The sequence below is a fragment of the uncultured Clostridium sp. genome, from assembly GCF_947039605.1.
GTDB lineage: Bacteria > Bacillota > Clostridia > Clostridiales > Clostridiaceae > Sarcina.
The window spans coordinates 23012-46050 of sequence record NZ_CAMQZG010000028.1; the positions used below are offsets into that span (position 1 = coordinate 23012).

Annotated in this window: 20 protein-coding genes and 1 other annotated feature; of the genes, 4 read left to right on the forward strand and 16 right to left on the reverse strand. The window is 30.0% G+C overall.

All coding sequences use genetic code 11. The features are described 5' to 3' along the window. Window positions 1-31: 31 nt before the first annotated feature. The 4 genes from Q0V24_RS11235 to ileS all read right to left on the reverse strand — a co-directional run bounded on the left by Q0V24_RS11235 (window position 32) and on the right by ileS (window position 6776). Window positions 32-1414 (reverse strand): MATE family efflux transporter, encoded by a 1383-nt coding sequence (locus Q0V24_RS11235; RefSeq protein WP_297521513.1) that lies wholly within the window; start codon window positions 1412-1414, stop codon window positions 32-34. 138 nt (window positions 1415-1552) lie between these two features. Then, window positions 1553-2224 carry a hypothetical protein gene (locus Q0V24_RS11240; protein WP_297521515.1) on the reverse strand — a complete coding sequence of 224 codons (672 nt, stop codon included), beginning with the start codon at window positions 2222-2224 and terminating at the stop codon, window positions 1553-1555. A 184-nt stretch (window positions 2225-2408) separates the two neighbouring features. Then, entirely contained in the window at window positions 2409-3404 is a 996-nt protein-coding gene (locus Q0V24_RS11245) for a LacI family DNA-binding transcriptional regulator (protein WP_297521517.1), read from the reverse strand. Between the two features lie 252 nt (window positions 3405-3656). After that, a complete protein-coding gene (gene ileS / locus Q0V24_RS11250; protein WP_297521519.1) occupies window positions 3657-6776 on the reverse strand; it encodes an isoleucine--tRNA ligase in 3120 nt (1039 codons plus the stop codon). A gap of 61 nt (window positions 6777-6837) precedes the next feature. Then, window positions 6838-7083: a binding site (T-box leader), on the reverse strand. Window positions 7084-7456: 373 nt separating this feature from the next. Here ileS and Q0V24_RS11255 point away from each other — a divergent pair. Next, window positions 7457-7690 carry a (2Fe-2S)-binding protein gene (locus Q0V24_RS11255; RefSeq protein ID WP_297521521.1) on the forward strand — a complete coding sequence of 78 codons (234 nt, stop codon included), beginning with the start codon at window positions 7457-7459 and terminating at the stop codon, window positions 7688-7690. 94 nt (window positions 7691-7784) lie between these two features. Here the strand turns inward: Q0V24_RS11255 and Q0V24_RS11260 are convergent, their stop codons facing one another. Then, a complete protein-coding gene (locus Q0V24_RS11260) occupies window positions 7785-8384 on the reverse strand; it encodes a hypothetical protein (protein ID WP_297521524.1) in 600 nt (199 codons plus the stop codon). A gap of 189 nt (window positions 8385-8573) precedes the next feature. Further along, window positions 8574-10478 (reverse strand): ABC-F family ATP-binding cassette domain-containing protein, encoded by a 1905-nt coding sequence (locus Q0V24_RS11265; RefSeq protein ID WP_297521526.1) that lies wholly within the window; start codon window positions 10476-10478, stop codon window positions 8574-8576. Between the two features lie 145 nt (window positions 10479-10623). Here Q0V24_RS11265 and Q0V24_RS11270 point away from each other — a divergent pair, with 145 nt between their 5' ends. Further along, window positions 10624-11049, forward strand: a complete 426-nt coding sequence (locus Q0V24_RS11270; RefSeq protein ID WP_297521528.1) for an EamA family transporter — start codon at window positions 10624-10626, stop codon at window positions 11047-11049. A gap of 32 nt (window positions 11050-11081) precedes the next feature. Here Q0V24_RS11270 and Q0V24_RS11275 read toward each other — a convergent pair whose 3' ends face one another. Further along, window positions 11082-11696 carry a PH domain-containing protein gene (locus tag Q0V24_RS11275; RefSeq protein WP_297521530.1) on the reverse strand — a complete coding sequence of 205 codons (615 nt, stop codon included), beginning with the start codon at window positions 11694-11696 and terminating at the stop codon, window positions 11082-11084. Window positions 11697-11771: 75 nt separating this feature from the next. Further along, entirely contained in the window at window positions 11772-12344 is a 573-nt protein-coding gene (locus Q0V24_RS11280; RefSeq protein ID WP_297521532.1) for an XRE family transcriptional regulator, read from the reverse strand. A gap of 189 nt (window positions 12345-12533) precedes the next feature. Here Q0V24_RS11280 and Q0V24_RS11285 point away from each other — a divergent pair, with 189 nt between their 5' ends. Next, on the forward strand, window positions 12534-13463 hold the full coding sequence (locus Q0V24_RS11285) for a multidrug resistance efflux transporter family protein (RefSeq protein WP_297521534.1): 930 nt from the start codon (window positions 12534-12536) through the stop codon (window positions 13461-13463). Window positions 13464-13516: 53 nt separating this feature from the next. On the opposite strand, the gene Q0V24_RS11290 is transcribed toward Q0V24_RS11285, so the two are convergent. The 6 genes from Q0V24_RS11290 to Q0V24_RS11315 all read right to left on the reverse strand — a co-directional run bounded on the left by Q0V24_RS11290 (window position 13517) and on the right by Q0V24_RS11315 (window position 18247). After that, window positions 13517-15274 carry a helicase-related protein gene (locus Q0V24_RS11290; protein WP_297521536.1) on the reverse strand — a complete coding sequence of 586 codons (1758 nt, stop codon included), beginning with the start codon at window positions 15272-15274 and terminating at the stop codon, window positions 13517-13519. A 120-nt stretch (window positions 15275-15394) separates the two neighbouring features. Then, window positions 15395-15664: a hypothetical protein gene (locus Q0V24_RS11295; RefSeq protein ID WP_297521538.1), complete on the reverse strand. Its 270-nt coding sequence runs from the start codon at window positions 15662-15664 to the stop codon at window positions 15395-15397. A gap of 28 nt (window positions 15665-15692) precedes the next feature. Continuing rightward, window positions 15693-15878, reverse strand: coding sequence for a hypothetical protein (locus Q0V24_RS11300; RefSeq protein WP_297521540.1), 186 nt, complete (start codon window positions 15876-15878; stop codon window positions 15693-15695). A 104-nt stretch (window positions 15879-15982) separates the two neighbouring features. Next, window positions 15983-16411 (reverse strand): hypothetical protein, encoded by a 429-nt coding sequence (locus Q0V24_RS11305; RefSeq protein ID WP_297521542.1) that lies wholly within the window; start codon window positions 16409-16411, stop codon window positions 15983-15985. Window positions 16412-16488: 77 nt separating this feature from the next. Next, window positions 16489-17193 (reverse strand): 2-phosphosulfolactate phosphatase family protein, encoded by a 705-nt coding sequence (locus Q0V24_RS11310; RefSeq protein ID WP_297521544.1) that lies wholly within the window; start codon window positions 17191-17193, stop codon window positions 16489-16491. Window positions 17194-17302: 109 nt separating this feature from the next. Next, window positions 17303-18247: a TIGR01212 family radical SAM protein gene (locus Q0V24_RS11315; protein ID WP_297521554.1), complete on the reverse strand. Its 945-nt coding sequence runs from the start codon at window positions 18245-18247 to the stop codon at window positions 17303-17305. A gap of 271 nt (window positions 18248-18518) precedes the next feature. Between Q0V24_RS11315 and Q0V24_RS11320 the strand changes: the two genes are divergently transcribed. Next, window positions 18519-19568 (forward strand): transporter, encoded by a 1050-nt coding sequence (locus tag Q0V24_RS11320; RefSeq protein ID WP_297521546.1) that lies wholly within the window; start codon window positions 18519-18521, stop codon window positions 19566-19568. Between the two features lie 61 nt (window positions 19569-19629). Here the strand turns inward: Q0V24_RS11320 and Q0V24_RS11325 are convergent, their stop codons facing one another. Both Q0V24_RS11325 and Q0V24_RS11330 read right to left on the reverse strand, forming a co-directional pair. Then, the gene (locus tag Q0V24_RS11325; RefSeq protein WP_297521548.1) at window positions 19630-20943 is read right to left on the reverse strand and encodes a peptidoglycan-binding protein; all 1314 of its coding nucleotides are present in this window, start codon (window positions 20941-20943) and stop codon (window positions 19630-19632) included. A 59-nt stretch (window positions 20944-21002) separates the two neighbouring features. After that, a partial coding sequence (locus Q0V24_RS11330; protein ID WP_297521550.1) for a S8 family peptidase occupies window positions 21003-23039 on the reverse strand: 2037 nt, incomplete at its 5' end.

Below are 23039 nucleotides of genomic sequence, written 5' to 3' on the forward strand. Positions count from 1 at the left end.
TTTTGTAAACATTCGGAAATCTTTTTGTAATTTATTGAGCTATGACATTGGTTATTTTTTCTTCTATTTTCTCTAGTTTATTAAGTATCTTAACTTCTTTATAAATAAAGAATGATGTTACAATAGCTGATGCTAAATCACTTATGGGTCCTGCAAGCCAAACTCCATTTAAACCAAAGAATTTTGGTAATATAAGCATCAATGGTATCAAGAAAAATACTTGTCTTAAAAGACTTAAAAACATAGCAATCTTTGCTTTACCCGAAGCCTGAAAATAATTAGCACAGATAATCTGAAAGCCAACTACCGGTAACATACAAAGATATATTCTAAGTCCTGTAACTGCTGGTTTTACAAGTTTAGGATCATTATTAAACATTTTAATAAAAGCTTCTGGAAATAACTGAGTTGTTAAAAATGCAATCATAACAACAATAGTTGCCCCAATTACAGGATAAAAAACTGCTTTTTTAGCTCTACCATAATTTTTAGCACCAATATTATAACCTATAATAGGCTGTGAACCTTGATTCATACCAAAAATCGGCATTAAAAATATCATTGATATAGATGAAATAATTGCCATAGCCCCGGCTGCTAAATCTCCACCATACGTAATTAATGATTTATTTGAAACTATTTGAACCATACTAGCTGCAATTTGCATAGCACAAGGTGCCATCCCTATAGCACAAATTCCTTTAACAAGTTTTGTATCTATAGCTAAATTCTCTTTTTTAAGTTTTAAACTAGACTTGCCAGTAATAAAGTATAATATAATCCAAATAGCCGATACAAATTGAGAAACTATTGTAGCAAAAGCTGCACCCTCAATTCCCCAACCAAATCCAAATATAAAAATTGGATCTAGAATTATATTTATAACTGCTCCTATAAGCATAGTAATCATAGCAATTTTAGGATTACCATCTGATCTAATACACTGATTTAAAGAAAATCCAAGCATATTAAAAATAGTACCAATAAGAATTATGTCTATAAATTGTTTTGCGTATGTAAGTGTTTCTTTGCTAGCACCAAGAATTGATAGAATATCTTCTGAAAAAAGTATTCCAAGAAAAGTTATAATTACACTCGAAATAACTGTTAAAGTAACTGCATTTCCAAGTATTTTTTCTGCCATAGCTCTTTTTTGTTGTCCAAGTTTAATAGAAATACTTGCTGCTGAACCAACACCTATTAACATCCCTATTCCCATAATGATACATATAATGGGCATTGTCATTCCAACACCACTCATTGCTATAGCTCCAACACCTGGTATTCTCCCAATAAACATTCTATCCACGACTGTGTATAAAGCATTTACCATCATTGCGATAATTGCTGGTACAGAATATTTAAATAAAAGTCTAATTATAGACTCTCTTCCTAATTCCTTATTATTATCCATAAATCCCCCTAAAAATTATTAGATATTTTAATATATTTTAAAAACTAAAACTAGTTCCTTATTAAATTAACTTTTGCATAAAAAAACTAGGTAGACAATGCTGTCTACCTAGAAGTTACCACCTAAAATCTCATTTTATTATTTTACTGTTGGTAAATTATAAAATAAAACAAGTGCTGAAATCATCTGAACTGTTGCTAAAATAGATGTTAGAATATTAACAACTAAAAGTGTTGATGGTACTGCCATATAAATAAGGTTAAGGCCAAACATTAATATTCCACTTATTGCTGATAAAAGTAAAAGTTTTGCTAAAACATCTATCATTTGTGTCTTGATAAGTTTAAAACTATCTGCTGCACTTTGAAGTATTGACTTATTTTGAAGTGCTCCCATAGGAATTGACACTGCTAGAATCACACTAATTATAATAGGAAGAAAAGGAATCCTACCTCCTACTCCAAATAATAAAGCTTGTAACAATATAGCACCTGAAGCAGCTAACCAATTTTCTTTAACTAACTTTATTGCACCTATTGCACTTATCATATTCCCCTTAGCCCTATTATCTATAAGTTTAATTATAGATATCATATATATGATTTGAACTACTACACCTATAACTTGAACTATTATAGCTGGTAAATTTAAAAAAGCTAATATCATAAGTGGTATCTGTGAAAGTATACTAATTATTGCTAAATCTTTTATGTTATCCTTAAATAGTCCAAAAACTTTTTTAAGGTAATCTACAAATCCCATCTTTCCACCGAAACATGAATTTACTATTACCGCTGTTCCATTATTCATTAATTTAACCCCCTAAAAAAATGATTTATTACCTTAATAATATCAAACAAAATAACCATATTACGGAAATATTTAATTTATTATCAATTATTTATTATTTTATTAATATTCACTAATTATTATGCAAAATAAAAAGCCCATCTTAAAAATAAGATGAACTTTTAATATTTAAATTAGTTTGATATTAGCAACTTCCACCTTCAATAAGAGTATGAGGTAATTCATAATTTGCATTATCAAGTTCCTGATTATTAAGTAACTTTATAAGCATTCTCATAGCAACTGAACCCATATCATACATAGGTTGTTCAACTGTAGTTATTGTTGGATAAAAGTTTTTAGCCATATCAATTCCATTAAACCCTGTAACTGAAACATCTGCTGGCACATTAAGATTATTTTCTCTTAATGCATTTATAGCACCAATAGCTATTTCATCTGATGCACAAACGATTCCATCAACTTTATATCCATTATCTAATATTTGTGCAACTCCATCCTTACCAGTTTTAATTTTTAAGTTTTCAAAGAAACAAAGTTCCTCTTTAACTTCTATTCCAGCTTCATTTAAAGCTTTTTCATAGCCTTCAAATCTCATTCCCCAAGCATTTTTCTCATTTTTAGAAGTTCCCATGAAAGCAATATTCTTTCTTCCTTTTTCTAAAAGATGATTAGTCGCCTCATAAGCACCTGCAATATTATCAATACTTACACTTGGAAGTCCACTCTCTTTATTACCTGTTTCTACAAGAATTATCTTTATATTTAATTCATTAATTAAATCTAAAATTTCTTCTCCTAGTGAAGAACTCATATAAAGAACTCCATCAACCATTTTTTCTTTAAGAACTCTTAAATATTCTAATTCCTTTTCTCCATCACAGTCTGAATTGCAAAGCATTACATTATATTTATATATATTTGCAACATCCTCTGCACCCCTTACTATTTCTGGATAAACCTGACTTGATATGTCTGGAACAATTATACCTATAGTTTTAGTTCTTTGAGTTTTTAAGCTCCTAGCAACTATATTAGGTCTATAACCTAACATTTTAATAGCCTCTTGAACTTTTTTCTTTGTATCTTCATTAACAACATCTATCTCATTAAGAACTCTTGATACTGTCGCTATAGAAACACCAGCTTCTCTTGCAACATCTTTGATTGAAGTAGCCATTTTATCATCTCCCACATTCTAAAATTTTTCACTTTTATCTATAAATCTCTTAACTTATCTAATTAATAACTTTACCTATTTACTATTAATTATATTGAAAATACATACTTTTTTCAATATAATTTCAATTTTCAATTAAATATATTAAAAAATTCACATTTTCTTTAACGATACACTAATTTTATCCTTATTTTTTCGTAATATATAAATACCTCTCTTATTTTAAAATAAGAGAGGATTTATATTTAAAAACTATTGTTTTTCAACAAACATTTTAAGCTCTTCACCATTTATTTTAACTATTTCATAAGCTATAGCTTCTTCGCCATACTTAACTTCAACAGTTAATGTTTCTTTCTTGATATTATTTTCAAATTTCTTAGCAACAGCCATTAGCATGTCGTTATCAGCAAGGTATAACTTAATTTTATCTGAAACTTCAAATCCACTTTCTTTTCTCATGTTTTGAATTTTTGATATCATCTCTCTTACATGACCTTCTTCTCTAAGTTCATCTGTAATAGTAGTATCAAGAACAACTCCAACAGCACCATCACCTGCGAATCCAAATCCTTCAAGTCCACTCATAGTAACAAGTAATTTTTCAGAATCTAATTCGATTTCTGTTCCATTAACATTTATTACTTCAGTTTCTCCATTTTTGATTTTTTGTGCAAGTTCCATTTGATTTCTAGCAGCTATTTCTTTTTTGATTCCAGGAATCATCTTACCAAACGCTCTTCCTAAAACAGGTAGGTTAGGTTTGATTTCAAAATTAACATACTTAGAAACATCAGATCCGAATTCAACATTTTTAATGTTTAACTCTTCTTTAATTATTTCACCATAGTACTCTGGAAGAGCATTTGTTGAAATTAACATCTCTGAAAGTGGCTGTCTATTTTTTCTATTTGCAGTATTTCTAGCACTTCTTCCAAGTTTAACAATTTTTGCAGCAAGGTCCATCTCAGCCTCTAGTGCTGGATTTATAGCAGCCTCATCAACTACTGGCCACATTGTTAAGTGTAAGCTTTCTTCTGCATTTTTATCTAAACCAACAACTAAGTTTTGGTATATTTCTTCAGTTACAAATGGTATAAATGGAGCAGCAACTTTACAAAGAGTAGTTAATACTCTATATAATGTCATATAAGCACCAATCTTATCATCTGTTAAATCTTCTGACCAGAATCTTGATCTATTTCTTCTTACATACCAGTTTGATAATTCATCAACAAACTCTTCAATTTCAAGAGCTGAATTTGTTATATCATATGCATCAAGTCCAGTTTCAACATCTTTAACTAATGTATTAAGCTTAGACATAACCCATTTATCCATAACATTCTCTGACACAAAATCTTTGTGCTCTGTTGGGTTAAATGAATCAATATTAGCATACATTACGTAGAATGAATAAACATTCCAAAGTGTTCCTATAAACTTTCTTTGAGCTTCTGCTACATCATCAACGGAGAATCTTGTTGGAAGCCATGGAGCACTAGCTGTGTAGAAGTGCCATCTTGTAGCATCTGCACCTTGTGCATCTAATACTTCGAATGGGTCAACAACATTTCCTTTTGATTTTGACATTTTAAGACCTTTCTTATCAAGAACGTGTCCAAGTACTATACAGTTTTCAAATGGATTTCTATCAAATAAAGCAGTTGAAATTGCAAGTAATGTATAGAACCATCCTCTTGTTTGGTCAACAGCCTCTGAGATAAACTGAGCTGGGTAGTTTTGCTCAAATAACTCTTTATTTTCAAATGGGTAGTGAAGCTGTGCAAATGGCATTGATCCTGAATCAAACCAACAGTCAATAACTTCTTTAACTCTTGTCATTTCTTTTCCGCATTCACTACAATTTAAATGTACATTATCAATATATGGTTTGTGTAGTTCAATATCTTCTGGGCAGTTTTGAGCCTTAGTTTTAAGCTCCTCTATACTACCAATACATTCTTTATGACCACATTCACATTCCCAAATAGGAAGTGGTGTTCCCCAGTATCTGTCTCTTGAAATTCCCCAGTCAATAACATTTTCAAGGAAATTACCGAATCTTCCTGTTCTAATATTATCAGGATACCAGTTTATTTTATCATTATTAACTAAAAGCTTATCTCTTAAAGTACTCATAGCAACAAACCAGCTTTCTCTTGGGTAATAAAGAAGTGGTGTATCACATCTCCAGCAGTGTGGATATGAGTGAGTATGCTTTTCTTTTTTGAATAATTTATTATCTTCTTCTAAGTAAGCGCAGATTTTATCATCACATTTTTTAACATTCATTCCAGCCCAAGGTGTTACTTCTTCAGTAAACTCCCCTTTAACATCAACAAGGTTAATAAATGCTAATCCATTTTTCTTACCAATTAAACTATCATCTTCACCATAAGCTGGTGCTATATGAACAACTCCTGTACCATCTGTTAATCTTACATAATCTCCATGAACTACTACAAAAGCTTTTCCTTCTGTTGGTGTATGGAATGGTAATAATTGCTCATATTCTGTTCCTATTAAATCTGCTCCTGAGAATTCTCTGATTATTTCATAGTTTTCTCCAAGCATTTTAGGCGCTAAATCTTTAGCAAGAACTAATATTTCATCACTATCTTCAAGTTTAGCTTCAATATATGTATAAGCTTTGTTAATACATAAAGCTACATTTGAAGGTAATGTCCATGGTGTTGTTGTCCAAGCTAAGATATACTTATTCTCTTCACCTTTAACTTTGAACTTAGCAACTGCTGTAAGGTCTTTAACATCTTTGTATCCTTGTGAAACTTCGTGTGATGAAAGTCCTGTTCCACATCTTGGGCAGTAAGGCATAACCTTATGACCTTTATATAGTAAATCTTTCTCCCACATTGTTTTTAAAGCCCACCAAACTGACTCTATATAAGTATTCTGATAAGTAACATATGGCTCATCCATATCTACCCAATATCCTATTTGCTCAGTCATCTTTTCCCATAAACTAACGTATGTGAAAACACTTTCCTTACAATCAGTAACAAAGTTTTCGACTCCATACTCTTCTATCTTCTCTTTTCCTGAAATTCCAAGTTTCTTTTCAATCTCAAGTTCAACAGGAAGTCCATGAGTATCCCACCCAGCTTTTCTGATTACTTTGTAACCTTTCATAACTTTATATCTTGGGATTATATCTTTCATAACTCTTGTTAAGATATGACCTACGTGTGGTCTTCCATTAGCTGTTGGAGGTCCATCATAAAATGTGAAATACTCTCCATCCTGATTTAAGTCAAAGTTTTTCTTGATTACATTTCTGCTTTTCCAAAGTTCAGAAACGCCTTTTTCCATTGCTACAAAATCATTAGCAGCTGAAACTTTTTTATACATAAAACTCGCTCCTCTCAATTTTCCAAATAAATAATTGTTTATATAAATAAAAAACCCCATCCAAAAGGACGAAGCTCGCATCGTTATACCACCTAAGGCAAAATTATTATTAACTATAATAATAATTTATATTTCAAGTACTTTCATACTCTATCCTTTAACGCAGGCTAACGAGATAGCTTACTAAAAAATTTGTTCAGCTTCTAACTCATAGGTGATTTTCTTTAAAAATCTTTGCAATTTTACAGCAACCAATTGCTCTCTATAAAAGATTATTTTAAATACTCTTCCTATTCTTCGTTTTTAATTTATTTAAATCTTATTATATTTTATAACAACAAATTTAAATTATCAACATTATCAGAACAATATTTTTTAATTTGCTAAATTTATTTTCCTAATAATATAAAAATCTATATAACTAATTAGTTATTATAGATACTATTGTAAAAATAAGATTTTAAAATACTAATGAATAGATAATATTTATTAGTATTTGTTATTATTTTAATGTTGACTTTTCCTATCGGGTATACTATAATTAGCACATAACAAATTAATTCCATTTCCCTTTATTAAAACGCTTTAAACTTTTAAAATTCAGAGAAAACACTTATACTAAGTGTATTCACAAATTAATATTTATAAACAATTCAAGTGAGTTTTAGGAGAATAAAAGTATGAATGATAATAACAATGAAGAGTTACGTCAAGCGGTGCTTGATAAACTTACAAAAGTTTGCTTATGCAGAGCAATTTCAAGAAAGACAATTAAAGATGCTATTGCAAATGGTGCAGATACTTACGAAAAGGTACAAAAAGTTACTGGCGCAGGTATTGGATCATGCAAAGGCACAAGATGTAAAGATAAAATAGAAGAATTAATCTTAGATTATTCTAATAAAAATCTTTAATATATTACAAAATTGATTCCTTTAAATTAATTTTGTATCTCCCTATTAGTAGAAAAACATGAGTTTGTGCAACTCATGTTTTTTTCGTTTATATTTAAACATCAAATCTAAATACTCCATCACACCTTCTCCACATCATGCAGTGCTTTGGAATATTATTTCTATTTGAACCAATTCTATAAGTTTCTTTTATATCAAGGCAATTATTTTTTATCATTTTATAACCTTTTAAAATATATCTAACCCTCTCATTTCCAACTTCTATAATACTTTTTGGAATATCTCCCCATGCAAATACAATATAACTTGCTTCCATCATTGAGTAAAATATAAGCTCATCATTTTTTATTCGATTACCCATATTATCATAAAACCCATCATCACCAAATAAAAATTTCTCACCCCTTTCCTCTAGTTTTTCAGCTAAATAATATTCGTCATATTCAATAACTGGAAATATAAATACTATATCAACTCTATTTACCCCTATAAATTCCTCATGTCTCTTTAACTCTACATACTTCAATATTTTATATGCTATATCTATACTTGGCGCTCTTGTAACAACTAAAACTGACTTATCACCCTCAAAACTTAGAGGTATCGACATTTTGAAAATTCTTTCACTTCTTTCTTCTTGAATCATCTCTATATTTTTTTTATCTACAAATCTAGGATACTTATAACTTTGCAAAATTTTTTCCCTCTTTTTTTCATACTTTATTAAAATACATATTTATTAAAATATAAATGTATTCTTGTTTTCACTATATTCTATATGTTATAAATAATATTTTTGTGTCCCCTTTAAGTAGTTAACTATATAAATTTATGGTAAAAAAATAAAACCACTCCTTACGAAGTGGCTTTATATCTATATTTATTAATTTTTTTTATTTTTATCTATCTTAGCTGCAAGGTCATTTAAATATTCCCATCTTTCATACTTAACTTCTAATTGTTTTTCTGCCTCTGATTTTAATTTCATCATATCTTGAAGCTTTGAATACTCACTAACTGATGTTGCCATTTGATTATCTAAAGATTCTATCTTTTCCTCAATTTTTGCAATATCTGCTTCGATTTCATCATACTCTTTTTGTTCTTTGTATGAAAACTTAGTTTTTTTACTATCTTTCTTACTATCTTTTTTCTCTTTTAAAATTATTTCTTCTTTTTTATTTAAATCTTCAATTTCTTTGCAAATTAAATAATCGCTATAATTCCCTGTATACTCTCTAATTACAGCATTTCCTTCATAAGCAAATACTTTTCTACAAACTCTATCAAGGAAATATCTATCGTGAGATACAACCATAACAACTCCACCAAATCCATCAAGATAATCTTCTAATATTTGAAGAGTTTCGATATCAAGGTCATTAGTTGGCTCATCAAATAGAAGCACATTAGGTCCACCCATAAGAACTCTTAAAAGCTGAAGTCTTCTTCTTTCTCCACCTGATAATTTTTCTATAAGTGTATACTGCATTGTTCCATCAAATAAGAATCTCTCACACATTTCACCAGCTGAAATTTTAGTTCCATCTTCTGTTGAAATAAATTCTGCAACTTCTCTAATATAATCTATAGCTCTCATATTTGGATTCATTTCATCACTATCTTGTGAGAAGTATCCAATATTAACAGTTTCACCCTTTATGATTTCACCTGTATCTGGAAGCATCTCTTCATTAATCATTTTGATTAATGTTGATTTTCCCATTCCATTCTCTCCAACAATACCAATTCTATCTTGCTTAACAGCTATATAGTTAAAATCTTTGATAAGTTCTCTATCATCAAATGACTTTGAAATTCCATGGAATTCTAGAATTTTTTTACCAAGTCTTGTTCCCATTACTGAAATTTCAACATTTTCATATTCTTTGAAATTCTCCTGACTTGCAAGATCATCATATCTTTGAATTCTAGCTTTTTGTTTTGTAGTTCTAGCTTTCGCACCTTTTCTAACCCAAGCAAGTTCTTTTTTTAGAAGACTTTGTCTTTTGCTCTCAACAGTTCTTTCTCTATCTACTCTTTCCATTTTTTTCTCTAGGAAAATTGAGTAGTTACCATCATAACTGAATACTCTACCTCTATCAACTTCAAGAATTCTATTAGTAACTCTATCAAGGAAATATCTATCGTGAGTAATCATTAAAAGAGCACCTTTTCTAGCATTAAGATATTCCTCAAGCCATGAAATTGTAGCATTATCAAGATGGTTAGTAGGCTCGTCTAAGATTAATAACTCACAAGGAGTTATAAGTGCTGAAGAAAGTGCTATTCTCTTTCTTTGCCCTCCTGAAAGTGTTGAAACCTTAGCTGAGAAATCATTAACTCCAAGCTTTGTTAAAACCATTTTAGCCTCTGCTTCAATTCCCCAAAGATTTAAAGCATCAACCTTAACTTGGATATCTATAAGTTTTGTATGTACCTTTTCATCATCATAATTTTTCTCAAGCTCATCTAAAACGCTTTGATACTCTCTTAAAACTTTCATTTCAGGTGAGTTACCTTTAAAAACTTGTTCTATAACAGTAGCATTTTCATCGTAATCTGGATTCTGTGAAAGATACTCTATTCTAACTCTATTTCCCTTTACAACAGTTCCCGCGTCTACTTCTTCTACGCCTGCAACTATCTTTAAGAATGTAGACTTTCCAGCTCCATTCACTCCGATAATTCCAATTTTATCAGTATCATTGATACCAATTGATATTTTATCTAGTAAAATTCTCTCAGAGAAACTTTTACTTATATTTTCAAGTGTAATTAAATTCATTTTCATCATCCTTTTCTAACAATAATTCTATCTTCAATAATAACATATATATGTGTGTTTCTATATATTTCTACTAGCAAAATTATGTACAAGCTAGTTTAAAAGGAGTATAGTAGAGAATGTTTTTAATACGGAGGTAATATTTATGACATGGTTAATTTACGCATTACTTGCAGCATTGACAGCAAGTTTCGCAACTATATTTACAAAACTTGGGGTTCATAACCTTAGTCCCTCACTAGCTGGGACAATCAAAGCAATTATAATGGCAATATTTTTTATAGCCGTTTCAAGTTTTAAAGGTGATTTTTCTAGTATGGGTGACCTTTTAACTCATAAAAAAGATTTAATATATTTAGTTTTAACAGGTATTTGTGGGGCACTATCATGGTGGTTTATGAATATAGCTTTAAAGCATGGAAAGGTAACTCAGGTTGCACCAATAGATAAGTTATCAGTTGTTTTAACTGTAGTTATAGCATTTTTATTCTTTAAGGAAACTTTATCAATAAAAGCTATGCTTGGAGTTATAATGATTGGAGTAGGTTCTATCTTAGTCGCTTTATTTTAATCTTAAAAGGCAACCATTACGGCTGCCTTTTTTTAGTTATTCAGATATTTTTCAAAAATATCTGAATAATCTTTCTTTGTAAATGCATCTCTATTAGCATTCATCCAACTAAAAGCATATTCATTTATATTCTTAAAATCCACACCCATATTTTGAGTATTATTTCTAGCATTTGCTAAAGATTTAACTGCAATATCTAAACTTTTATGACTTTCTTCTAAATAAATTCTATTACTTCTTTGAGTCATTGATATTGCAAAAAGAGCTTTATATAAATCTTTTAACTGTTCTAGTTGCTTTTTATCAACATCAATTGAAAGATATTTTTCTCCAACACTAAACTTAATTTCAACATCTAAATCAATAGTTCCTGCTGTTTCAAGTGTAACCTCTGATATTGCATGTAAAAAGTACTCATATCTATAAAGATTTTTCTTTTTACTAATTGCACTAGCACCATCAACATGAATTAGTGCTCTATCTGTAAAACAATATTCATCTGACTTTGATTTTATAAGAAAGAATATCTTCTCTCCATCTTCACTAAAAATATAATCATCCGACTCTACTTTATCAAAATCTTTTGAATCTATAATCTTCCCTATATCTGATAAACCAAGTGCATCTGCTGCAAATTTATTAAACATCTTAAAATCCTCCAATTTAATTTACTTTATACTCTTATTCTACCCTCAATTGGTTTTTTCTACCATCAATTAATGTTATTTATTATAAATTACACTTGTATTTATCACAGCTTCACCATCTGAAATATTTTTATACTCATGATTTTTATCAGCATTAAACTTTAAAGAATCAAATTCATTTAAAATAAATTCTTCATCCTCAACTTTAATTAATACCTTTCCCCTCATAACAGTAGCTACCTCAACACACCCTTTATTATGTTTCTCTGTTAAAATTGATTTGCTTTTAGATAGATATATTCTAAAAAACTCCGTAGGACTTTTACTTTCTTCTCTAAACATAAACTCTATTCTAAATGACTTATCATCAGCTTCTATCCCTTGACTTTCTGATGCTTTAGACATAACTATCTCTTCATTCACATCAAATAAATCAGTAAATTGGATAGATAACGTATTGCATATTTTCCACATAATATTTATAGATGGATTAGCATCACCATGTTCTATTTTTGCGAGTGTAAGTCTACTTACTCCTGTTCTTTTAGCAAGTTCTTCTAAACTCAGATTTTGCTCTAATCTAACTGTCTTTACGACTTTTCCCATACTTGATATAAAATTTTGAGATGACAATTCTTCTAATATCATTTAATTTCTCCTTATTTTTAAACTTCAAACTCTTCTTATATCTATAATATATCTTTTCAACCTAAAACTCAATTTAAATGTAAATTATAATATACATTAAGTATTATTTTGTATATTATACTTTACAAGTATTAATCAAAGGTATATTATTATATACATTAAGAAAAATAAATTATTGGGGGTTATTTTATGGTCGCTATATTAATTGGGTTAATTTCATCTATATTCTTCTCTGCAACTTTTGTTGTAACTAAAATAATGGGAGTTGGTGGTGCTAACTGGGCATGGACATCATCATTAAGATTTGTTTTCGCAATTCCATTTTTATTTCTAATTGTATTTTTCAGAAAAGAACTTAAAGGTATACTTTCATCTATTAAAAATAATTTTTGGACTTGGATGCTTTGGGGAAACCTTGCTGGAATAGGTTTTTACTCACTACTAAGTTTTGCTACTGAATTTTCTCCTGCTTGGCTTGTTTCAGGGACTTGGCAAACAACTATAATTGCAGGACTACTTTTATCACCACTATTTTTCACTATTGTAAAAACTTCTGATGGTGAAAAAGAAATAAGAGGTAAAATTCCACTTAAAAGATTATTTGTTTCTGGAATAGTTTTAGTTGGAGTTTTACTAATGCAATACTCAGAATCTCAGTCAATCACATTAATAGAAATGCTAAAAGGATTTGTACCAGTTATAATTGCTGCTTTTCTTTATCCTCTTGGAAATAGAAAACTTATGGCTACCTTTGGAAAAGATATAAATAGTTTTCAACGTTCTTTTGGAGTTGCACTTGTAAGTATGCCACTTGCAATAATCTTTGCATTCGTAGGCTACAATAATTCTGGTGCTTTATCTAAAGAAAGCATTGTACAAGCCCTTATACTTGCAATATTCTCTGGTGTTATAGCTACTGTTTTATTCTTCTTTGCAACAGATAAAGCAAAACATAACCTGTCATTACTTGCAGGAGTTGAAGCTACTCAGGCGGGAACTGTTATTTTCACTATAATAGGTTCTATGCTTTTCATTGGATCAAGTCTTCCAACTGGACTAGCCTTAGTTGGAGTCATCATTGTAATTATTGGAATGATTATAAATTCATTCACTAAATAGAATAAAGCAAAGAACTACCTTACTCTAAAGGTGCTTCTTTGCTTTATTTTTATCTATAATCCAAGTAAAATCTTGTTTATCTCCTCACTAACTCTCATTCTTTCTGATACCACCCAATCCATATCAATCTTTAAATTAAAGTTTTTAGAGAATGAATAATACATATTAACCTTTTGATAGTAAAACTCTAATTCTGTAAGGTTCTCACTTAAACATTGAGGTTTTAAAAGTGCATCATATTTTAAAATAAATACTTCATCAATAAAATTTAAAAATGTATTTACTAAATCATCCTGTGAAACATCAAAAGCTACCTTTAAAAGTTTCCACTCAATTTTATCTGTAAGTTTATACTTTTTAACCTTATCAAGCACCAATAGATACTCTGTAATATCCATCTTTCTATAATAATCTTGTTTTGTATCTTTCTCTTTCCAAAGTGCAAGTTTCTCACGAAGTCTAAGCCCCTCAACAGTTAAAATAGCCTCTGATGGTCCAAGAACTGCTGATTTTATAACATCATCAACTTCCTCTATTCTCTCTCTCACAAAGTTACTCCAACCCTGAATAGTTGCTATATAGCCAGTTTCATAAATTCCTTTTCTACCAGCCCTACCACCAATTTGCTTAACTTCTTGTGATTTAAGTTCTCTAAACTCCTCACCATCAAACTTTTTAGTATTTAAAAATACAACTCTTCTAATAGGCAGATTTACTCCCATTCCAATAGCATCTGTTGTAATAATAATCTTAGTTTCTTTATTTATAAACTGTTCGTACTGTTTTTTTCTAACCTCTGGTGGTAAATCACCATAAATTATACTTGCCTTAATTCCCATCTTTGAATAAGTCTGTGCAGTTTCAAGCACCTTTTTCTTAGAAAAAAGAACTATAGCATCACCCTCTAGGGCATCATTTATACTAAAAGGTTTTGTCTCAATTTCAAGAGGTACACGTCTAACATACTCTTTAATTTCATACTCCTCACCACAAGCATCAAGAATTTTAGTAAGCAGTTTTTTACTGTTTAAAGCACCACAAATATGAATCTCACTTGCTGGAAGTCCAAGAACTGCCCTAGTCCAAGCATCTCCCCTTTGCATATCATCAATCATCTGAATCTCATCAATAACTGCAATATCATACTGCTTTTTAATATTAGCCTTCTCAATAGTACAACTCACATGCGTCGCATTATCCTTTAAATATTCTTCCTCACCAGTTGAAAGATTACAAACAACATTCTCTTTATTTAGTCTTTCATAGATTTCTAAAGCAAGAATCCTAAGTGGAGATAAGTATATCCCTTTTTTAGCTTCTTTTAGCCTTTGCATAGCATTATAAGTTTTGCCTGTATTTGTATCACCTAAATGGATAAAGAACTTTCTTGGCATTCTTCTAGCTAAATGATATTCATCCTTTGGATTATCAGGAAAAGCATCATCAAATTCCTCTGCTATAACTTTTGGAATATACTCCTTAGTTAAAACTGTTCTAATCCCTGAATTTATAAGATTTTTATAATTTTCTCTAACTACGTCCTTAAACTTAAAATGACTATCATTTTTCTTATTAAAATCATCTAAAATTCTATTAGAAATATGAGTTAAAAGCCCTAAATACCCCTCATATAAATCTTCATACCCTTTAAGATTAAATTCCTCTATCTCTAAAATAACTTGAAGTTTTTTTCTCACAGAAATATCCTGTTCAATCAATGCTTTTATCCCAGAATTATAAGCTATTTCTTCTATCTTTTTGAACTGACCTTGAAGCTTTTTAAACTCTCTTTGTGCTGCATTTCTTTTCATAAAATTCACCTCTTCCCTAAATATATCTCTCTTTAAGTTTATCTTATCACTTTTAGAATTATTAATACAAAAAAGTCCTAGTTATTTTTTATAACTAAGACTTTATACTCATATCTTATTTTAACCTATCTCTTTACTAATCTTATTCATTTCAATACCTACTGTTACAAGAAACATAAATATATATGGTATTAAAAAATACATATTCACATTTATAAGCAAAATATTTATTACCACCAAACCACCTGCTATTACAACAGTTCTTATTACTAAATATTTTTGTTTTGAAAACTTAGATTTTTTTATTTTTGCTAAAACACTCTCCGTATAAATTAACTTCTGAGTTGCAAAAAATATTATCATAGCAATTGCAATATCAAGTAAAAACACTACTATCACCCCCTTAACTTTAATTAATTTATGGCCAATACTTATTAATAACTTTATTAGCTACTACATAAAAAGCAAATAATAAAACAAATCCTAACAGTGGAATATCTGCTATAAAAGTCTCCTTAAAAAAGACCTGAACAATAAAATTCCCTAGCATATATAACCCAAATAAAGTTAACCAAGACCTATTGCTTACCTTTTTAAACTCCATATTTATCACTCCTCAAACCTTATGATTCCATTATATACCATTTTTTTAAAATTCAATATAAAAAAAAGAAGCTAAACAATTAAGTCTATCTTCTCTAGTAAAAATTATCTTCTATGATCTATAATTGCAGCGGCATCTGATCTTGCCTCATCTGAATTTAATCTGTCTGTATCTGTATATTTAAAGAAATATCCTGCAAATGCAAATCTATCTGCTCTTGCTATATTTAACTCTTCTGAAATATTATTTAAAAACTCAACTTCTGTCATATCATAACTCTCATCAACAAGACCACATCTTGTTAACTCAAAATAAATTATTCTTTTAACTCTCTCTGAACTATCTTTAAAGGCTTTTATAGCCTCTTCAAGTTCCATTGACTCTAAACCATCATCAGCAAGTCCCATTTCTTCACAAGCTTCTTCTATTAGAGCTTTCTCTTCTAAGTTTAACTTATGGTCTGCTATTGCAAACTCTGATATTAAATTTACAAAAGCTACTGATTCTTTCTTGTTTAACGCATTTAAAAACATTAAATACCCTCCTAAAATTTCATCTTATTTTATATAAATTCATTATAACCTAAATTTCTTTTATCTTAATTAAATATTTATTTCAATTTTCCGTCAATAAATTCAGGTACAATATCAAATATATCTTTTTTACAACAAAAATCTATATCAGCCTCAAGTTCTAATGACTTAAGGACTTCATAATGAGTAGCCTTTTTTACATACTCTCTGATATTAGAATTATTTTCGTATATTTCTTTTGATATTTTAGCTATATCTGTTAAGTCACAGCTTATCTCTTTACACAATTCAGAAACAACATATCCTCCACAGATAAAATCATCTGTTGAAAAGTTTCCATTAGTTCCTGCATTAATAAATACTATATCTTTACCAACTTCTAAAAGTTTTTTAGCAACCATCTTAGCATTTAAAACACTAGCAACAAATACTCTATCACCTTTACTTGAAAGAGTTAAAGCTCTTGTCCCATTAGTTGTGCTTAAAACAACAATTTTATCTTTTACAATTTCAGACTTAAACTCAAGTGGTGAATTTGATAAATCAAATCCTTCAACTTTTTTAGCTTGTCTTTCCCCAGCTAAAATAACATTACTACCAATATTATTTTTAATTTCAAAAGCTTCCTCAACAGTTAAAGTTGGAATAACTTCTTTTGCCCCATTTGCAAGTGCTGTTGTAATTACAGAAGTTGCTCTTAGCATATCTATAACTACTACTGACTTACCTTTTAGCAAATCCTGATTAATATAATCAGCTGATATAACTACATCTATTTTCATTTTAACGCCCCCATTTATCTTTTGATTATCTATAAAATAATTTTAACATACAATTAAGTTAAATGAAAAAAGAGATATGCAAATCACTTCGCATACCTCCCTTTAAATTCTATTTATTAGGATTATAAGTTTTACCTTGATAAATCCCTCTATCTTCTAATGTCTTATCAATATCATTTAGAACTTCCCATTTCTTTAAACTCCACATTGGCCCTATAAGTAAATCTCTTGGGGCATCTCCTGTAAGTCTATGAACTACTAAATCTTCAGGTATTCTTGAAATACCCTCACAAATTAAATCTATATACTCTTCTTGTGTTAAGAATTTAAGTCTTCCCTCTTCATAATCCTTAACCATAACTGTATTCTCCATAAGGTGAAGAAGGTGGAACTTAATTCCCCTAACATCTTTCTTAACTATATAGTCAACAGTTTCCATCATCATCTCTTTAGTTTCTCCTGGAAGTCCAAAGATTGAGTGAACAACAACGTCTATACCTCTACTTTTTAACCCTTCAACAGCCTTATCAAAAACTTCAAGCTCATACCCTCTATTAAAAGCATTCGCTGTTTCTTGGTGTATTGTCTGAAGTCCAATTTCAAGCCATACATAAACTTTCTTATTTATCTCTTCAAGTAAATCAAGAACCTCTTCACTTATACAATCAGGTCTAGTCCCTATAGCAAGTGCAACAACACCCTCTTTTGAAATAGCTTCCTCATATTTTTGTCTAAGCTCATCAATTGGTGCATATGTATTTGTGTAAGCTTGGAAGTAAGCAATATACTTATCTGCTGATTTCCACTTTTTCTTCATCATGATTTTAACATCTTCAAACTGCTCATTTATTGGTGCAATTCTCTCACCTGCAAAATCTCCTGACCCTCTAGCACTACAAAAAGTACAACCACCTCTAGCAACTTTACCATCTCTATTCGGGCAAGTAAAACCACCATCTAAACTAATCTTAAAAACTTTTGAACCAAATTTATCTCTTAGGAAATAGTTAAAGCTATTATACCTTTTATCTCCCCATTTTTTATCTTCATTCATCATATAAAAACCTTCCTTTGTGTTTATCTCTATTTTCTATTTTCTATTTACCTTTATGCAAAGATTCTAAGCAAAACTCGAATCTATTATTCTATTAAACTACTCTATTATACTACACTTTTAAGGTACATATTTTCCAAAATATAAATCAATATTAGATATACATAAAATTTTTCTTCCTAAAATTTAAACTATTTACAAAAAATAAGAATAAAGATAATTATGTAATTGTATATTTAGAGTAGTAATACTTTATCAAGGGGGAATTAAATTGAAAGATGCAAAACAAGTCTTTCAAATAGCTACGATTTTTATAGGTACAATAGTTGGGGCAGGACTTGCTTCAGGTAAGGAAATAACAGAGTTCTTTACAACTTATGGTGTTAGAAGTGTATTTGGAATTATATTTACAGGATTATTTTATATGCTACTTTGCTCTATAATTTCAAAAATTAGTATAGAAAACAAACTAGAATCTTATAGTGATGTTATGAACCTTGTAAGCCCTAATATATTTGGAAAACTCACAGGAATTGTAACTACAATCTACTTAATGTGTAGTGCATCAATAATACTTGCCGGAAGTGGGGCAATTATAAATCAGTTCTTTGGGATACCAAAAATAATAGGAACACTTATAATGGCAACTATAGCAATTTTAATATTACTAAGAGGAACAAATGGCCTTGTAGAGATAAATGGAATTATAGTTCCTGCACTTATATTTGTAATCTCAACACTTACAATACTTTATGTATTTTTCTCTGGTCAAAGTTTAAATCCATTAGAAATTCTTAGAACAGAATCTAATACTTCAAGTGGCTGGGTAGTTTCTACAATTCTTTATGCTGGCTATAATGTTTTGTGTTGCACAGGAGTGATTGTCCCAATAAGTACAAAATACGGTAATAGAAAAACCATGCTTAAAGGTATTTGTCTTGGTGCTGGAATTTTAACATTCCTATGTATAGCCATAAACCTTATACTTTTAGTCAATCAACCATATATTTATGAGTATGAAATTCCACTTTTATATGTAGCTGATAGATTTGGTAAGCCTATTCAAATAATGCTTCTTGGAATAATTCTTGCAGAAATGTTTTCTACAGAAGTTTCAGATGTTTATTCAATAGGACAAACTCTAAAACAAACATTTAACATAGATTTTAAAAAAGCTGTTGTAGGAATAGTTCTACTTGCAATTCCTATATCACAATTTGGTTTTTCTAACCTTATAGAAACTATCTATCCTATCTTTGGATGTCTAAGTTTGGTATTTATATTCCAATGCTTTAGATTCTTCCTAAAGAAAGGACACTAATTTATAATTCACTTTTAATTTATATAAAGGGATGTGCTAGTCAAAGCACATCCCTTATTTTTTAATATTCTATTCTTGGTACATTCTCTGCAAAATCAGTCATTATAGGTGGAATAAAGATTCCATGTTCATCTAAATCATCACTGCCTCTAAGTTCTGCAATTTTAGTAACTCCAACATAGCTATTAGAAATTGAATACCATGTCCCATAATTAACTATACCAGTCACAGGAAGGTTAAATGTTTGTTGATATCTCTTAACTGCCTCTAGAGTACCCTGTCCATAAATACCATCAATTGCTACCTTACCTATGTAAGGAAAATTCTGTGAAATTGCATTTAATTGTGTTTGTATAGTCCTAACAGGTTCACCTGTATAATGAAGTTTTAATGCATATCCTGGAAAAGATTTTGGAATCCCTTTAACTTTTTTAGCTGTTATGAGGTCTAAATCATACCCATAATAATGAGTTAAAATTTCATAAGGTGTTTTTCCTTGATCTCCAAGATATTTGCTTCCCCACTGAGTAAGCCACCCTGGACATTTTGAAGTTGTTCCATTACAGTACTGAGTTAGTAATGGTTGCTTTTGACTATATCTTTTTGCAAAAGTAGCAAAAAGCTGATCTACAACATCACTAATATTGTCATAAATAGTTCTTCCATAAACAAAAGCTTGGTCATAAGCAGTTACATTTGTAATATCAAAGTTTTTGCCCTTACCTCTATACCATTCTGTATAAATTCTATTCAAAGTAAAAGAAACTATGCAATATACATTAGCTCTAATTGTAGCTGCTGGCCAAGTAGCAAAAATTTCACTTGAAGCGACATTTTTAATATAATCTTTATAAGCCACAGTATAGTTTGGTGCTCCTGTATCATTGGGAGTCCCTGTGTGAACCACAATATACTGTGGTATTACTGGCTCTGGCAAAACAACCGTATCAGAAGGTTTTGGAAGAGGTTTAACTTCATCTTCTGGAATTTTTTTTGGAAAATCCCCCCCCACAAGTCTGTTAGGTTTTATATTTATAACATCTGCTCTATCACATCTTTGATCTGTTTGTGTCATATTACAAGTTTGAATACCTATTCTATTTGGATAGATTTGTACTCCATTTACCTGAAGCGGTGCAAAACCATCTCTCTCCACTAAAATATTATATAAGCTATAAGGTGTTGAGCCTGGTTTTTGAGAAGCTAAAATATCTGGTGTATCAAGAATTATAGGCTCTGTCCCTCCTGAACTATTAGTATAAATAACCTTATTTATAGATTTATTATCATCACTTAAAGTTATTTTTGCATTAATAAGTGGCTCTATAGAATTGCCATTATAACACTCACATTTAAGTCTACCTTTTTTACTCAAATTTCTATCCCCTAAAAATTTTTATCTATTTATCTTATGCACTTTAATTTTAAGAGTGATTAATCTTCTGAGTTTCTAATAAATAACTTTCCATAGTTAAATTCCTTTTCAGACAACTCCTTATTTTTCATATTTTCACTCCTAGTAAGATGTTTAATTCCAAATTCAGCATCTGAAAAATCTTTAGGACTTCCAAGTGCAGACCCACTCATATTATTAAACAGCTCTTTCATATCTATGGTTCCATACCCAACTTGATTATTAGGATACTTATCACCACTTCTTTGATTAGTCCCCCTCATCAAATAACTTTGAACTTTTGTAGCATACATACTTCTATCATTTCCATCAACTATCCCCCACTGCAAAAGTTGAAGACAACACCCTGCAACTACAGCTCCAGCAACACTTCCACCTGACATCATTTTTTTAGAATTTCCTGGTGCTCCAAGAATTGCTTGAACTCCCCCTGCTGCAATAAGTGGGCATTGCCTTCCATCTCTTGTCTGTCCTCTCCCAGAACTTGAAACTAAAGCATTATTATTTTGATTGTAGCTAGAAACTTTTATAATATTATAAGCTGTTGATGGAATTGTCATTGTAGTATTTGGTGTTGGAGTTAAAAACTTAGTATTTGTATCTAAAAGCTCTCTTTGCAAAAGCCATGAATCATAATTTCCATGAACAATATACTCACCTATAAGTTCAAAACTCCAAATTCCCGGTCTCAAATTTTCAGCCGTAATAACTATAACTTGATCTCCTGTAAGTTCTGATGGTTCAATAAATAAAATAGTCATGCTAGTACCTTCATAAATAAAATTAAGATTAACTCCATTTTTCTGCTTAGGATTTATATTTTCAAATAAATCTCCTGAGGGTGAAGTAACCGAAATTCCAAGCTTATCTGGAGCACTCGCATATATCGTCATAAAAATAGAATCTTGATTCTCTCCAACCTCTAATTCTATATTCTTTTTATCACCAACTTTTTCAATCTTTCCTGATGTATGATTTTCTCCAATCCCTTCATTTCCAGTAGATGTCACAAATAATATCCCACTAGAATCAGATAAATCATCAATATACCTTTCTATTACAGAACTTCCATCATGCCCCCCAACAGTTGTCCCTAAAGGTATATAAATTACCATAGGCCTATCTAATTCTTTTGCAACTCCAAATAAATATCTAATTCCTAGAAGAATATCAGTATTCCTATATTGATACTCCGTATATTTATTACTAGCATAAAACTTTTTGAAGCCCTCATCTGCCGGCTTTAACTTAACCATTGCAATACTCGCATCCATAGCAATCCCTTTAGTAGCACTCTCATTTCCTCTACCTGCAATTAAACCTGCAATAGATGTTCCATGTCCATTTCTATCAATTACACTAACTAAAGAATGAGGGTCTTTACCTTGTGCTTTAAGTTGTAATGCTTTATCAATATCTTCTTTTTTATATTCCACACCAAAAACAACTTCATCACTCGTATTAATCTCCTCTTGGCTTTGGTCCCAAATCCTAACTATATTGCTTGTACCATCTTCTTTTATAAATTCATTATTAAGATAATCTATCCCTGTATCTATAATTCCAATTAAAGTCCCTTGACCAGTTAAATTCAAATAAGGATTATACTGAAAACTCATAGCCTTTGATGCTTCTGTAGGGGTAATCTTCTCAATAGTATATACTCCACCACTATCTACATAAATAATTTCAGGTAGATTAGTTATAAACCCAACTCTACTTTGAACTGCAGAAACTATTGCATAACTTTCATCTATTGTAAATGCAGATGCAAAATCATTATATTTTTCAATCCTCCCAACAATATCACCCTCATACTGAACTAAAAAATCAATATATCCTTTATCTAAATAATATTGTTTAGTTGTACTTTGAACAGGCTTACAATTTTTATATCCCTTTATAGGTTTTTCATAAAAAGTTTCCCCTGCGAGTTCTGCTTTAGTTTTTTCTTTTTTCTCTCCTGAACTTTTGTGCTCTATTTTTTCAGATTTTTTTTCATTCTTATCTTTATTAGCATCCTTATTTTCTAAGTCATTATGCTTGTTTTTATGCTT